Here is a 13,983-nt window from a genome sequence, read left to right as displayed (position 1 = left end):
GTTATGGCATATTCTCCTGTCTATGCCGCCCCGTTTTTGTCCCCACTGATCTGCTATCCTCAGAAACGAACCAATGAGATCCGCACGGGAGGAGGGGCACATGCAACACAAAAAAACGATTGTGCACATCGATGACTCAGCCACCATACGAAAGCTGGTGGAAATTGCGCTCAGGCGAGAAGGATACGTTATTCAAAGTTTCCCCGATGGAGTAGAAGCAATGCGCGCCCTTCAACAGCCAGGTGCGCAATTGCCAGATCTCGTGATGCTCGACATTGACCTCCCCAAGATGAACGGCTACGAGATCGCGCGCTATCTGCGCACGAAGCCCGCCTGGAAACGGGTTCCAATCGTGATGCTTTCGCGCTACAACGGAGTCGTTGATCGGCTCAAAGCCCGCCTGGCTGGAGCCCAACTGTATCTTGCCAAGCCAGTGACGACGCAACAATTGCTTCAGACGGTTGAGGAAGCCCTCTCCCAGACGAGCAGCGCAACGGAAAGTGAGCAACCACAAACAGCTCTTGGGAAACGAGGGTAAGCGAGATGAAGCGCAAGAGATAGGCAGAGAGAGCGGTAAAAGGAAGAATATATCGCTTGTTTCCACGTCGAGAACTCCTGCTCCGTACCATTTCTGGTCAGCAAACCTGCTACCTTTCTCATACTCGAATGTGCGCGAACACTCCCGAGCGGTCAGTTCTTCCTGCTTCATCGTCGATAGCCAGCGCACGGGAACCTTTGGATCGGCCCTCCCGTTTCGGTCTCACATCAACTCCCCAGGCATTTTACGTCCGGCGGTAGCCACTCTCCAGGACGGCCAGCTTTACGCGTGAAGCTGGCGAAGCTGTTCTGTTGCGAACCACAGCAGATTCAAAGCGGCATTGAGGTCCCGATCGATGACCAGCCCACAGGCCAAGCACTCATAGATGCGGTGTTTGAGCGGCATGCGCTTTTTGACCTGCCCACAGCACGAACAGCGTTTGGTCGAAGCAAACCAGCGCGAGGCGATGAAGAGATCGCCCCCGGCGTTGGCCACTTTGGTCTTGAGGAACTGCAACAGTTGCCCCATCGCGGCATCAGCCACGGCACGCGAGAGCTTCCGGTTGGCCATCATCCCCAGGATGTTGAGGTCTTCGATGCCGATGACCCCACAGGTTCGCGCCAGTTCGGTCGTGAACTTGTGCTGGACATCCCGCCGGATATTGGCGATCTGCTGATGCTTGCGCGCGACCTTGAGTCGTTGCTTCTCGTAATTCTTACTGAACACGGTTCGCTTGTTTTGATGGTCTTTCGTCTTCTGTTTCTTTGACAGCTTCCGTTGCAGTTTGCTGAGTTTCTTCCAATGGAGTGCGAATGGCCTTTGGTTCTTAAGCCTGCGTCCATCAGAGACCACGGCAGCCTGCTTTAATCCGACATCTACCCCAACCACTGGGACAGGTTTGGGAGGGTGCTCTCTCTTGATCTCGACGTGAACGGAGACGTACCAATGACCTGCTTCGCAGGAGACGGTCGCCCCCAGGATTTTGACGGAGTCGCACAAGACTTGCTTGCGTTGGGTGCGCTTCTTCGTGGGAACGCTTGCTTTCCCCTTTTCGACAAAGCGCAGCTTTTCTGCCAGATTGACGGTTCCCAGCTTGCGCAGCAGCTTACCTCGGTCCTTCTTCGTTTGGCGTTGATCGAGGATGAAGCGCCCTAAGCCGGGGATCGAGATCCAGTGACTGCCAACCGTGAACTTATCGTTGGAGAGATAAAACGATTCGTGCGACTTTCCCTTTTTCTTGTACTGCGGGTAGTTTGCTCTGCCTGCAAAGAAGTTGTCATACGCTTTCTTAAGGTCGTCGAAGGCTCCCTCCACCACACATTTCGTGACGTCATAGGTCCATGGGTACTCGTGTTCTCGAATCGCATTGAATTGCGCCTTCAGCGCAAAGGCAGTGGGTGGTTTGAGCACGCGCTCCTCTTCAGGAACGCTTTCCTGCTCTGCTTTGTACGCCTGATACTGCTTCTCCCACTGCGCTCGCCCCCAGTTGTAGATAAATCTTCTGGTGCCACAGGCTCGTTTGAGGTACTCCGCCTGTTCAGGCGTGGGATTCATCCGGATCTTGTGTGCAGTTTTCATCTTTGAGCGCCTTTTCCAATGCTTTATGATACGTGCGCAACCCGTACAATCTCGTACAGAGCTCCCTCTCTTCGGCTGAGATCCTGCTCGGAGCGGAGCTAGTGAATATTCTCCCTGCGTCAGGAACGACGCCTGCGCTTTATGAAATCGTTCGACCCTTGATGGAGAACGAAGAGTCCTACTGGTACCACAGAAATACGGGCAATTCCTCCCCGGTCTTTGCAAGCTGGGGAGGACCCCGTAGGGAGCACGGTGGCCATTTCCTTACGGGCTGGTTGGGAATGGGGCAGCGTGCCGTGTCCCAACCTGGTAGGCATAGCCAGTGCTGCGCCCGATGAGCCGGCAAAAGCGGTGAGGCACATCGGTGACCTTGCCATGCGCCGTCGTGAAGGTGAAGTACCCGCTGGCTTTCACCGCCACACGCCCCACGTGGGTGCCTCGGCAGGCAAAGCGCTCGGGGACCACAGCTCGCACCAGGTCCCCCGTTTGATAGCCAAAGTAGCGTTTGCGGCGCTTGCGGTGGCTGACCGGGAATCCCAGCTTATTGACGTTGCACAGCCGCCGATGCCCCCGCCCCGTCGCCCGCACGAGCAGGGGCACGACGTCCCCTGTGCGCAGGCGCTCGGGGGTGGAGGCTCCCACGACTGCCGCGTCGAGCCAATGCGTCTTCGGGAGGGCCAGTCTGGTTCGGTTGTACTTGGTCAGGCCTCCTGATCCCGTTTCCACAGGCAACCCGGTCGCCTTGAGCCGCTCGAAGAGTTCCCAGCGCGTGACATTGACAGCCGTCGCATCTTTGAGCGGCGCCTTGACCTGCTTCAAGATGCGCTCCAGGCGCCCAGGATCATGAGCGAGGAACACGCGAATATCCTGGGTGCCCTTCTTGCGGTTGCAGGCTTCACATGCCAGGGTGAGGTTGGAGACCCGCTGGCTGCCCCCTCTGGCGCGCGCAACGATGTGTTCCAGTTGGAGCGGGACGCCCGTCGCTCCGCAGTACGCACAGGCCCTTCCCCATTTGAAGGATAGGGGAATTAGCATCTCATCCGGAGATGAGAGGGTTTTCTCCCTCCACCGAACTGAACGTGCCCGTTTCCGAGCATTCAGCTCTCCCTCATATCTTCTGGCTTGTCCCATAACTCTCTGTGGTGGTGTGACAGGCATGGCAGAGCAGTTGGAGATTGCTCGTTCCATGTTTGCCTCCTCCTTTCTGAGCTTGGTACAAAGCCTTTGTTGCAAGACTTTTCTGAACTCTGACTATTTCCATTACAAATCCCTGGACGAGGCCAGCGTTGCCTGGTCTCACAAACGATATGACTATGCTCCTTCGCCCTGTACGCGGCTTGTTCCGCGCTCCGTGAGAGGATCGTGACTTCCTCCGACTACTACGAGCATTCCGCCCTGTCTCTATCACTTCAGTCTACCTACCCATCCCGTTGCCGGGCCGATAAAGACAGTTCCCAAGTTCACGACAATTGTTTCAAAGCAAGTTCTCCGTAGACGCCGCCTATACACCTTGACGCCATCTCCCCGATGACGCTAGAGAGAGTGACTGAAGGTTGTGCAGCCTACAGTCAGTTAGGGTCTGGAGGAACCCGTTCACGCCTTCTCGCCGTAGACGCTACCTCTCTCTGTCCCTGTCGTTTCATCCCGTTTCGCTCAGGTTGTACCTTCTAGGTGCCTCATCAGCGGTTCGTTTGCACTCATCATAGAGACTCTTTCCCTCGGCGCTAGCGGGGCATTTCGGGCTACACCCTTTCACGTCTTTGTCGGCGGGCTTCACACCGGAGATGTGGTAGTCATCCCCCGCGTGCCGCTTAGGGAAGAAGGAACTGCACTCCCTTCTGGCTTTCGCCTTTCAATTATCGCGCTTCTTGGCGCACCTCCAGGCAATACTCCCGCACTTCATAGCCGAACAAGGTGCCCTGCTGATACTCGATACCGGAGATGTCCGGGCACTCCAACTTCTGCAGGTCGAAGCGCACCAGTTCCTGGGAGAGCGCGCTCACGTGCGCGACCCTGCTGATTCGCGTGACCCAGGCGAGAATGTTTTCCACCCGCGAGAGGAGCGAGGGGGGCAGCCAGCCAGCTCTCCTCCTCCGGTTGGCAAAGCGCGGGGCGCGATAGCGGGTCTTGCGGGATCGGCGCCCTCGGCGCACTGCCCGGCGGGTGTCCAGGGCTTTTTTGATCGCGGCGCCCCGATGGGTGAGTTCGGCGGCCCAGACAACCTCCTCGCCCGCGTCATCCACCAGCGCCAACCCCGTGGTGCGGGCTCCCGGATCGATTTTGAGCCGCAGCGGGGCGGGAGCAGGATGCTCGACCTCCCGCGTGAGGATGATGGTAAAGGGAGCGGTCCGATAGACGGCTGCCTTTCCGGTGGCGAGCAATCGACGTGCTCGCCCCGGATGGACCGGGGTCAGCGCTTGCTTGAGCGTATCTAAGACAAAGACGTTGGACATGGTTCCTTCCTTTGTGCCCTTGCGGGCCTCCGCTTACGCGGGTAATGCTCACCTCGACAATGTGTGCAAGCGGTTTGTTGGAAAGCGCACCGGCTTCTCCCTCTACACCTTTTAACGCTTCCCCGCAGAGGTTCAGGCTGATGAAGCACCTGAACGTGCCTATGGACATCGGCGGTGCCGTATTCGCTTGCATCGGAGCCCGATGGGAGGAGCATGCTCTTCCCCTGGCTGAGTCTGCTCATGTCTCGGGCCTGCGAACGGCGCAAACACCCCCGCAAGCCCCCGCATTCGATGCGGAGGTACATGACAGCATCTCGTAGATCTTCAAGAAGAAAGCCCTCATTCCGCAAGGGAATGAAATCCGCAATGAAATACATATGATGCATTGACAAACGTCACCACACCCCATAACTAAAGCTAGAGGCTTGCACCTCACCTCCCCCTCCACAGGGGACCAGAGGTGGACGCATTGACCAACAGGACGAGTCTAGAGGCCACTAGGACGGGCGACAAGCGGTTCACCCCCCTGAAGGGGGCGAGACCAGCCGCCCTCTCCGTAGAGAGTCGCCCCACCAGGAAAGGGTTCTCGCAGGTTGAGCTAGCAGGTAGGGTTCCTGACATGCTGAACAGGCGCGACTGATGCGGGTAGCCACACATCACAAGCAGTTTCTCTTGAGTCAGAGGAGTGCCTTTGTGCTGACCTGTTCTTAAGCTTCTCTATATCTATTCTTCTTCAACACAGTAAAACCGGAAAGAAGAGGACAGACCCCGCCACCCATGCGCCTAAAAAGGACTCGGCATTCCTCCCCGCACATGAATGCGGAGGTCTCCTGCCTCGATTTGATGAAAACCGCAATGAAATACACAGGTTGCATCGACAAAACATAATTTTTTAAGCAAAGAGAGAAGAGGCAGCGCTATGCATATGCATACTCCACATTCCTGGCAGGAACAACCGCAAAACATTCCTGGAAGAAATGCCCATCGTCCATCGACCTTCACCGCCAGCGGAAATACTGAAGAAACAGTTCGTGTTCCCCTCCATGCTGTCCCCGTTGAGAAAGCACCTCTTGCCTCGCTGCCGGTCCGTATGCGCCACGTCTTTTTGCTCAGCAATGGGCAGCGGACCTCCCGGGACATTGCGCACCTGCTTAGGTTATCGCTTGATGAGGTCGAGCGCTTCATCCGGATCCTTCACAAGCAAAACCTGATGACCTGGCAGCAAAGAGCATCATGAGGCAACCCCTTGATCTTCATATCGTGTACGCGGACGTTTTCTGCTTGCACATCTCGACCCCCGAAAATACGGCCTTAACGAAGAAAGGAAAGGGGAAACAGGCTATGAACGCAGGAGACGCCATAGAGACAGTGCCACTACACCCTCCTCGCCTTCTTCTCCTCAGTAAGCAGGAAGAAGCACGCATGCTGCGGCCACAGTTACGAGGAGGCCATTTCAAGGTGACGCATCTGGCTCATCTGGGAAGTAGTGCCTCCACTATGGCGGTTCGACTAATGCAACCCGATGTCTGGCTTGCCTGCTGTACTCACACATACGATGTGCAACAGATTCGCCAGATCACGCCTCGCACGCCAGTCGTGATCTGTTCTGAAGTGGAAGAGGAAGCCCACATCGTCAGGATGCTCGATGCTGGCGCCGACGATTATGTCTTCTTTTCCTGTGGGAAGCTGGAACTCCACGCCCGCTTACACGGTCATGCCAGGCGTTATCGAGCATCGATCGCAGCCTCTTATGAAACCTCACGACACATCGGCCCTTGCTCTGCGCTTGAAAGCGAGGACGGGCAAATTCGCTTGCTGTGCACAGAGCGGTGCATCGTCGTTCGGGGGCAGATGCTTCGCCTCACTCCCATAGAGTGCACCTTGCTCTTCACCCTCATGCGCGAAGGGAGGAAGGTACTCACCCATCAGTCATTGCTTCACACCGTCTGGGGCGCAGGATATCATGAGGAAATCGATTACCTTCGTGTTTACCTCCATACCCTGCGCCTCAAACTGGAAGAGGATCCCGGGCAGCCGCTCTATCTCGAAACAATTACAGGAGTGGGATATCGGTTCCGCCAGCCTTGTACTCCTGTCATGTCAGGTTGATCCATTTGGCAGAACCTACAATACTCTAGATCACTTGTCTGCCTTTGCTATATGCTGCAATAGTGCACCATGCAGGTAACACTGAAAAATTCTGTTTATCACAAATCTAATGTACAGATCTGAAGCCGCTTGATCATTTTCCTCTCACAAGCCTACTCCATGTATAATCTCTCAGCCAAATCATCCTCAGAGTCCTGGCAGAACTGTGCTAGAGTGATCAATTTTACGTTGGAATTCACAGTGAGTTTGCGTTGTTCTGTTCTACTGTAATAATAACTTTTCCTTTCGCGTGTCCTTCTTCAAGATACCGGATAGCCTCAGCCGTCTCACGTAACGGGTAACGTCTATCGATCACCGGGACGACCTTGCCAGCTTCAAGAAGCTCACTCATGAAAGCCAAATCTTGCTTGTTTGGTTTCATCAACAAATTTCCCATTTTCTTTCTCCCGGTCATTGATATCCATGGTCCCAGGAGCATGGCCTGGAACATTTGAGCCATGGAACCGCCGGTCATGACATACACGCCCTTAGGACTTAATGCACATTTATACGCTGAAATCGGATGATATCCGTTAGCAGCAAGAATCAGGTCATACTGTTGCCCATTTTTGGTGAAATCTTCCCTGGTATAATCAATGACATGGTCTGCACCTATCGAACGCATCATGTCCACATTCTTCGTACTGCACACGCCAGTCACTTCAGCACCATATGATTTGGCAATCTGCACTGCAAACGTACCCACGCCACCAGACGCACCATAAATCAAAACCTTCTGCCCCGGCTGAATCTGTCCTTTATCGCGAAGGCCTTGCAGGGCGGTGACTCCCGCTACAGGGACGGCCGCAACTTGCTCGAAGTCCATATTGGCCGGTTTCAACACCAACGCATCTTCGCGAGCACATACATACTCAGCAAAACCGCCCCAACCACACCCGGATAGGTCTCCGAAAACCTCATCACCTGGCTGAAACTGCTTGACGTTTCTGCCAACCGCTTCAACCCGCCCCGCTATGTCAGCTCCGAGTATCTTGTTTGTAGGCTTGAGAAGCCCAGAGCCCAGGCGAAGCAAAAACGGGTCACCTCTCAAGAGATGCCAGTCTGCTGCGTTCGCGGCCGCCGCATACACTTTTATCAAGACTTCATCGTCCTTGGGAGCAGGTTTCTCCACCTCTTTGAACTGAAGAACATCCGGTGATCCATATCGTGCGTAGACAATCGCTTTCATGAGTTTCCTCCAAGTTGCTTTCATGCGATCAATTTCAGAGGCGTTTATCAAACCGGCCCGTAAAACCCCTGCCTTTAGACATGGGGATAGAAGGGCCGTTCCTTTGTAGGCGGTTTGGGTTGGGTGGATACCGTTGACTTTTTGCACCTTTTCTGCTATCATGTAAGCTATGAAACAGAAGAGAGCGTATAAATACCGCGTCTATCCTACGCCAGGACAACAGCATATTCTTGCTTGTACCTTTGGATGTTGTCGCTTCGTCTATAATTGGGCATTGCGTCAAAAGACCGATTCCTACTACAACGAGCACAGACGCCTCTCCTACAAAGACTTGAGTGAACGGTTGACCGAACTCAAAAAGCAAGAAGACTCTCGCTGGCTCTCGGAAGCCTCTTCTGTTCCCTTGCAACAAGCCTTGCGTCATCTGGATAAGGCATTCCTCAACTTCTTTGAGGGACGTGCCAAGTACCCAACCTTCCACAAAAAACGAAATAGACAATCGGCTACCTATGCCGCCAATGCGTTCATCTGGCGCGATGGGGGTATCACGCTTGCCAAGATGAGTGAACCGCTCGATATACGCTGGTCGCGCCCTCTGCCAAAAGATGCAACCCCTTCGAGTGTTACCATCACCAAGGATTGCGCGAATCGCTACTTCATCAGCATTCTGGTAGAAGATGATATAGACCCGTTGCCTGCCAAGAAGCAGGCGATTGGTGCTGATCTTGGCTTGAAGTCCTTTGTGGCCCTCTCGACAGGCGAAGTGGTGGGCAGCCCCAGGTTCTTCCACAAGGATGAAAAGAGACTGGCAATAGCCCAACGTCGCCATGCCAAGAAGAAAAAGGGGTCCAAGAATCGGGACAAGGCACGTCTCAAAGTTGCACGCATGCATGCCCGTATCGCTGATCGCCGCCGTGACTTCCTGCAGAAACTCTCGACCCGACTCATACGCGAAAACCAAGTGGTGTGTGTCGAGTCGTTGGCAGTCAAGAACATGGTCAAGCATCCAACCCTGAGCAAAGCGATCAGCGATGTGGGTTGGTCCGAGTTTGTGTCCCAATTGGAATACAAGGCAGACTGGTATGGTCGAAACCTGGTCAAGATTGACAAGTGGTATCCCTCCAGTAAGCGATGTTTCGCGTGTGGGCATATTCTCACCTCCTTACCGCTTGATGTTCGTCAATGGGACTGCCCAGGGTGTGGTGTCCACCATGACCGCGACATCAATGCTGCCAAGAATATTGTGACCGTGGGGCTCACGGTCCTTAACGCCTGTGGAGAGTCCGTAAGACCTGGACGGGTTTTGGCTCGTTTGGGCAAGACTCCACGAAGCAGGAAACCCTCGAGGTGACTCGAGGAATCCCCTGGCTTTAGCCATGGGGAGGATGTCAATGCGGCCAGTCAAAACCGTCTGTGCAGCTTGCTTAATCTACAAGGAGTGTAGCTCCATTCCAGTATTCGCGTCGAGACACGAAAGTGTTGTTTGGCGTGTTGTTGCGGAGGTAGTAAGAGAGAAGAAGGACTCAGGCTTTGGCTTCATGGACCGCTTGCGGGCAGTTCGCGGATATTATGTGCGTGAGTAAACTGACGTTGAGGCTACAACAGACCCAACTCACGGGCACGTGCAACCGCTTCGGTGCGCCTTTGGACGTGGAGTTTGCCAAAGATTTTCCGATTGTGTCCTTTCACCGTGTCCAGGGCGAGGAAAAGCCGCTCGCTTATCTCTTGGTTCGAGAGTCCTTGAGCAATGAGGTGGAGGACTTCTAACTCGCGTTGGCTGAGCGGCTCGATCAGGGACTGGGCAGGAGGCCGAGACGATTGGTCTTCGCGCTTCTGTTTCTCAGCTTCACATACAACCAGCAATTTCCCGATGTAGTCCGGCATTATCCCAATAGCCCCGGCTTTAGCCAAGAGTTGAGCCATCGGGAGGCCTTCGTCAACAAAGAGACGAATGAAGCCGGAAGGCTCAGCTATCGTCAGCGCATCTAAGAGCAGGTGCACCGCCTTGTCCTGTTCGCCATGCGCCTGGAGAGCGACCACCTGGAGCACCCTCACCTTGAGCCGTTCATCCTCCCACCCCTTTGCCTCCACCAATCGTCGCCAGGGAGAGAGCACCGCCAGTGCTGCGGATGTGTTTCCCCGGGCCAGGTATACTCGGGCTTGGCTGATGGGAAGTTCGTGCATCTGAGCCAGATGAGCAGCTGCCGCCAGATTGCCCTCGTGCAGCAACAGAAGCACTTGTGCGGCAGCCACCTCAGGCAGGCGATACATGAAGTTCTGCTCGCGCACAGATTGACCGGCCTCAGCTAGCAGCGCAGCCGCGCCGGCCACATCTCCCTGGGCCAATTTCAGGCGTGCGAGCAACACCTCACCAGCAACAAATCTGTCAGTGTTTTCTATCTGCCGCGCCAATTGGATGCCCTGCTGCGCGTGCTGTTGAGCAGCATCCAGGTCATTCCATTCGTAGCAGATACGGGCCAGGCCAAGATGCGCTTCGCTAGCAGCTGGCTGCGGCGGGTCGCCTGCCACTTGCAGGACGCGCCGGTAGGTCTGGGCTGCCAGAGAGAGCTGGTTGTCTGCTTCCTGTATGGTGCCCAAGCCGACGGTAGCCGATAGGTAAATGATGGTATTCCCGGACGCCTGACTGATAGATATAGCTTCGGCATAGGCCCGGCTGGCTGCGGCACGGTCTCCCTGGAGTTGGTAGGCCCACCCCAGCTTCCAAGTCGTAGCAGTGCGAACAGGCAGGTTGTCGGGGTGCAGGTACTCCAGAGCGCGGCGCGACTGGGCAATGATGGGTTCTACCTGGTTCTGAGTGGCGGCCAACAAGGCTCGTATAGCGGCAATATGCCCCACGAGGTTTCGAGTCTTGTCGTCTAGCTCAGCGCCTTGCAGAGCTGCTTCGGCAGCTTGCAGTTTTTGTTCGACACCGGTCAGTTGATTGGTCATCGATAACACTGAGGCATACATCACCCACAACGAGGGCCTGGCATCCAGGGCCGCCTTTGGCAGCGACTCCAGCCAGTTCAGGACTGGGGCCACTGCGCCACGAAAGTGCAGGGGCATTCCCTTTCCTTCCAACAGGTGCGCGGCGTGCTCAACATCATTGGTGGCAGCAGCATGGTGAAACGCTTCAAGCTCCAGGCCATGGTCTTCATACCAGAGGCTAGCACGTCTGTGTAATTCGGCCACATCCCCTGGAGACAAAGCGGTGCACTGCTGTAGTCGCTGCCGAAGCGCATCAGCAAAGAGATGATGATAGCGGTACCAACACCGCTCATTGTCCAGGGCGACGATGAACAGATTGGCGTGTTCGAGATATTCCAGGGTTTCTTGCCCGGAAACAGAGGGATCCATCAGAATGGCATCACAAAGAGGGCCGCACAGGCGGCCGAGGATGGACGTACGCAGCAAGAATGTCTGGACACGTGCGGTCTGTTGACCGAGAACTTCTTCAACCAGATAGTCCATCACGAAATGATGGCTGCCAGTGAAAGATCTGATGAAGCTGGTGGCGTCTTGCTGTCCCTGCAGGGAAATCGCGGCTAATTGCAGGCCAGCAATCCAGCCTTCAGTGCGCCTTGAGAGCAGCGCGATGTCTTCCGCTGAGAGTGTGAGGCCCATTCCCCAGGTGAAAAACTCGGTGGCTTCGGAGGGGGTAAAACGCAAGTCAGCAACGCGCAGTTCGGTCAATTGGTCCCGGACACGTAACCGAGCCAGGGGAAGATGGGGATCCTCACGGGTGGCGATGACCAGGTGCATGTGTGGTGGCAGATGCTCGAGCAGAAAGGTGAGAATATGGTCAACCGGTTTGGCATCAATCATGTGGTAGTCGTCAAGGACGAGGACGAAATGGTCTGAGATGGTGGTCAGGTCATTGAGCAGAGCCGTCAAAATCGCTTCGGTTGGCGGTGGCTGAGGCGATCGGAGCACGCCCGACACTCCTTCTCCAATCGTCGCCACAATCGTCTGCAAAGCAGCGACGAGGTATGTCAGAAAGCGTGTGGGGTCATTATCCCCTTCGTCCAATGACAGCCAGGCAGTCGGACGCTCGCACCCGAGAACCCATTCACTGACCAACGTGGTCTTCCCAAAGCCGGCAGGGGCAGAGATGAGGATCAGCTTGCGATGCAGCCCCCCGTTCAGCCGCTCGAGCAGGCGAGGGCGGATGACAACTTGAGGCCGAAGCCGAGGGACATACAGTTTCGTGGCAAGAATTGGCGTCACGTTCTCTCTGCCTTTCTAAATCTACTCAAATGTGTGCGAAGCCCACTTACAAGCCTCTGGTCAGGCTGGTTGGTAGGTTGCGATCACCACGCCGTTGGTCGTCGTCTTGGTACCGACAAGTCGGAGAGTGGCGAAGATACCGCCTTCGGGGAAGAGGCGGTGTCCTGATCCCAGAATCAGCGGGTGGATCAGCAGCACATACTCATCGATGAGGTTGGCCCGCATGAGCGACTGCACCAACTCACCGCTGCCCATGATCACGAGATCCGTGCCAGACTCCTGCTTGAGCCTGGCCACAGTCTCTGCGGCGTCGCCATTGAGCAGAGTGGAGTTGATCCAAGGGGGCGGTTCAGAGAGAGTAGTTGAGGCCACGTACTTCTGCATGTTATCGAGTAGCGCCGAGAAGGGGCTGTCCTTCTGCTCGGGCCAGACGGAGTAGAAGTCCTCGTAGGTCCGGCGCCCCAGCAGCAAAGCGCCGATACCGGGCATGCTTTCCCCGGCCTGCGTCATCGCGTTGTAGGGCGCTGCCCAGCCACCGTACTCGAAGCCGCCCCGACGATCCTCGTCCGGGCGCCCCGGTGCCTGCATAACCCCATTGAGGGTCAGATTCGTGAAGACAATGACTTTGCGCATAAGTAGAACTTCCTGGTATTCATCTCCTTTGCGTCTCATCGTAGCAGAAAACAGAGAGAAAAAACTTCTTGCATCTTGCTCTTCCCAAACCAGGGAGGCGGAAGCCACCCAAACGAAAAAGGATGAGTTCTGACACAGCTCTCCTTTTCTGAGGAAAGACGAGAGTCCCGATGGGTCAGTCTTTTTGATCACTGATTACCCCGAGGGGATATGAAACGTCTTACGACATCTGTGCAAAGGGAGCCATCTGCGCGAAGAGGTTGGCATGATGAGGCGGTGTCTGGTCGCCGCTCAGTTCACGATAGATCGTCGCGATGTTGACGACGATGCGTTCGCCATCCGACCACGAGGCATAGCGGTCCAGCGGGATATCCTGGGCCGCATCCAAGACGGACATCCCGGCATTGTAGCGCTTGTGCGCCTCGTCGTAAATATATTGGAGGTATTCCTTCACATCGGCGACGCCTTGCTTGTTGGTAACCGGTCCATGTCCTGGTACGATAGTCTCGACATCGAGTGCCAGGATGCGGTCGCAGGCACGCAGCCAGTTGCTCGTTGGACCCTCCCACATAATGGGATGGCTGCCGATGAAGAGGATGTCGCCAGTGAAGACAACGCGCTCGTCGGGAAGGTAGACCAGCGTGTCGCCACGCGTATGGGCTGGACCAACCTCGAAAAGCTGGAGGTTCTTGTTCCCGACTCGAATTGTTGTCTCGCCCTCGAACGTCTTATTAGGCGGTGTTAACGTAATGTTCTCGAAATCGAAGGGGCCAAATGCGTGGATAATGAACTTGCCGAGCGGGCCCATGTGTGGTGCCTGCCGGAGCATCGTGGCCATCTGCGTGGCCTGAATACCCTCGACCATCTCATCGGCGGTCTTCTGTGACGCGATGATTTGCGCGTCAGCAACCAGTTGGTTGCCGTAACAGTGATCACCGTTGGCGTGGGTATTCACCACCATATCGATGTGGGACGCAGCAGGCACCAAGCGGCGCATCGTATCCAGCATGTCTTGTGTCAACTTCAAATCGAAGAGGGTATCCACGAGCAGCGAGGCATCACCATCAGTGATCAGGCCTGCGTTGCTCCATCCCCACGATCCATCGGGCTGGAGATAGGCATAGGTGGAGTTGCCCAGTTCGTGTAATCCTTGTGTATACTGCCACTTACTCATTGTATGTTTCCTTCTCTCGTGACGTTGTCGCTGGCGCCCGTTT

The 13,983-nt window shown here is 55.5% G+C and carries 12 protein-coding genes and 1 pseudogene; 5 read left to right on the top strand and 8 right to left on the bottom strand.

What is annotated here, in order from left to right; genetic code table 11:
- Positions 1-100: 100 nt before the first annotated feature.
- On the top strand, positions 101-538 hold the full coding sequence (locus tag KTE_RS37305; RefSeq protein ID WP_201390764.1) for a response regulator: 438 nt from the start codon (positions 101-103) through the stop codon (positions 536-538).
- A 282-nt stretch (positions 539-820) separates the two neighbouring features.
- On the opposite strand, the gene KTE_RS37300 is transcribed toward KTE_RS37305, so the two are convergent.
- From KTE_RS37300 to iscB, 4 genes and pseudogenes are all read right to left on the bottom strand, one after another.
- On the bottom strand, positions 821-2,116 hold the full coding sequence (locus KTE_RS37300; RefSeq protein WP_201390762.1) for an RNA-guided endonuclease TnpB family protein: 1,296 nt from the start codon (positions 2,114-2,116) through the stop codon (positions 821-823).
- Positions 2,117-2,380: 264 nt separating this feature from the next.
- Positions 2,381-3,151, bottom strand: coding sequence for an HNH endonuclease (locus tag KTE_RS37295; protein ID WP_374226846.1), 771 nt, complete (start codon positions 3,149-3,151; stop codon positions 2,381-2,383).
- A gap of 73 nt (positions 3,152-3,224) precedes the next feature.
- A complete protein-coding gene (locus tag KTE_RS50120) occupies positions 3,225-3,377 on the bottom strand; it encodes an HNH endonuclease (RefSeq protein ID WP_201390760.1) in 153 nt (50 codons plus the stop codon).
- A gap of 616 nt (positions 3,378-3,993) precedes the next feature.
- Positions 3,994-4,569, bottom strand: a pseudogene (gene iscB, locus KTE_RS37285) (RNA-guided endonuclease IscB); the annotation flags it as partial.
- A 140-nt stretch (positions 4,570-4,709) separates the two neighbouring features.
- Between iscB and KTE_RS37280 the strand changes: the two are divergent.
- The 3 genes from KTE_RS37280 (at position 4,710) to KTE_RS37270 (ending at position 6,678) form a co-directional block, all read left to right on the top strand.
- A complete protein-coding gene (locus KTE_RS37280; protein ID WP_201390751.1) occupies positions 4,710-4,889 on the top strand; it encodes a hypothetical protein in 180 nt (59 codons plus the stop codon).
- 599 nt (positions 4,890-5,488) lie between these two features.
- Positions 5,489-5,806, top strand: a complete 318-nt coding sequence (locus tag KTE_RS37275) for a hypothetical protein (protein WP_236600870.1) — start codon at positions 5,489-5,491, stop codon at positions 5,804-5,806.
- A complete protein-coding gene (locus KTE_RS37270) occupies positions 5,803-6,678 on the top strand; it encodes a winged helix-turn-helix domain-containing protein (RefSeq protein ID WP_236600869.1) in 876 nt (291 codons plus the stop codon). Before KTE_RS37275 ends, KTE_RS37270 begins: the two co-directional genes overlap by 4 nt.
- 235 nt (positions 6,679-6,913) lie before the next feature.
- On the opposite strand, the gene KTE_RS37265 is transcribed toward KTE_RS37270, so the two are convergent.
- A complete protein-coding gene (locus KTE_RS37265; protein WP_201390749.1) occupies positions 6,914-7,906 on the bottom strand; it encodes an NAD(P)-dependent alcohol dehydrogenase in 993 nt (330 codons plus the stop codon).
- A 169-nt stretch (positions 7,907-8,075) separates the two neighbouring features.
- Here KTE_RS37265 and KTE_RS37260 point away from each other — a divergent pair, with 169 nt between their 5' ends.
- The gene (locus tag KTE_RS37260) at positions 8,076-9,257 is read left to right on the top strand and encodes an RNA-guided endonuclease TnpB family protein (RefSeq protein ID WP_201390747.1); all 1,182 of its coding nucleotides are present in this window, start codon (positions 8,076-8,078) and stop codon (positions 9,255-9,257) included.
- A 245-nt stretch (positions 9,258-9,502) separates the two neighbouring features.
- Here KTE_RS37260 and KTE_RS37255 read toward each other — a convergent pair whose 3' ends face one another.
- The 3 genes from KTE_RS37255 to KTE_RS37245 form a co-directional block, all read right to left on the bottom strand.
- A complete protein-coding gene (locus tag KTE_RS37255) occupies positions 9,503-12,133 on the bottom strand; it encodes a LuxR C-terminal-related transcriptional regulator (RefSeq protein ID WP_201390745.1) in 2,631 nt (876 codons plus the stop codon).
- Positions 12,134-12,193: 60 nt separating this feature from the next.
- Positions 12,194-12,766, bottom strand: a complete 573-nt coding sequence (locus KTE_RS37250) for a dihydrofolate reductase family protein (protein WP_201391114.1) — start codon at positions 12,764-12,766, stop codon at positions 12,194-12,196.
- 220 nt (positions 12,767-12,986) lie between these two features.
- On the bottom strand, positions 12,987-13,940 hold the full coding sequence (locus tag KTE_RS37245; RefSeq protein ID WP_201390743.1) for an MBL fold metallo-hydrolase: 954 nt from the start codon (positions 13,938-13,940) through the stop codon (positions 12,987-12,989).
- Between the last annotated feature and the right edge of the window lie 43 nt (positions 13,941-13,983).

The organism is Ktedonobacter sp. SOSP1-85 (assembly GCF_016587415.1).
In the GTDB taxonomy this organism is placed as follows: domain Bacteria; phylum Chloroflexota; class Ktedonobacteria; order Ktedonobacterales; family Ktedonobacteraceae; genus Ktedonobacter.
The sequence above is the reverse complement of the archived record's forward strand: the minus strand, read 5'-3'. Positions and strand labels throughout refer to the sequence as shown.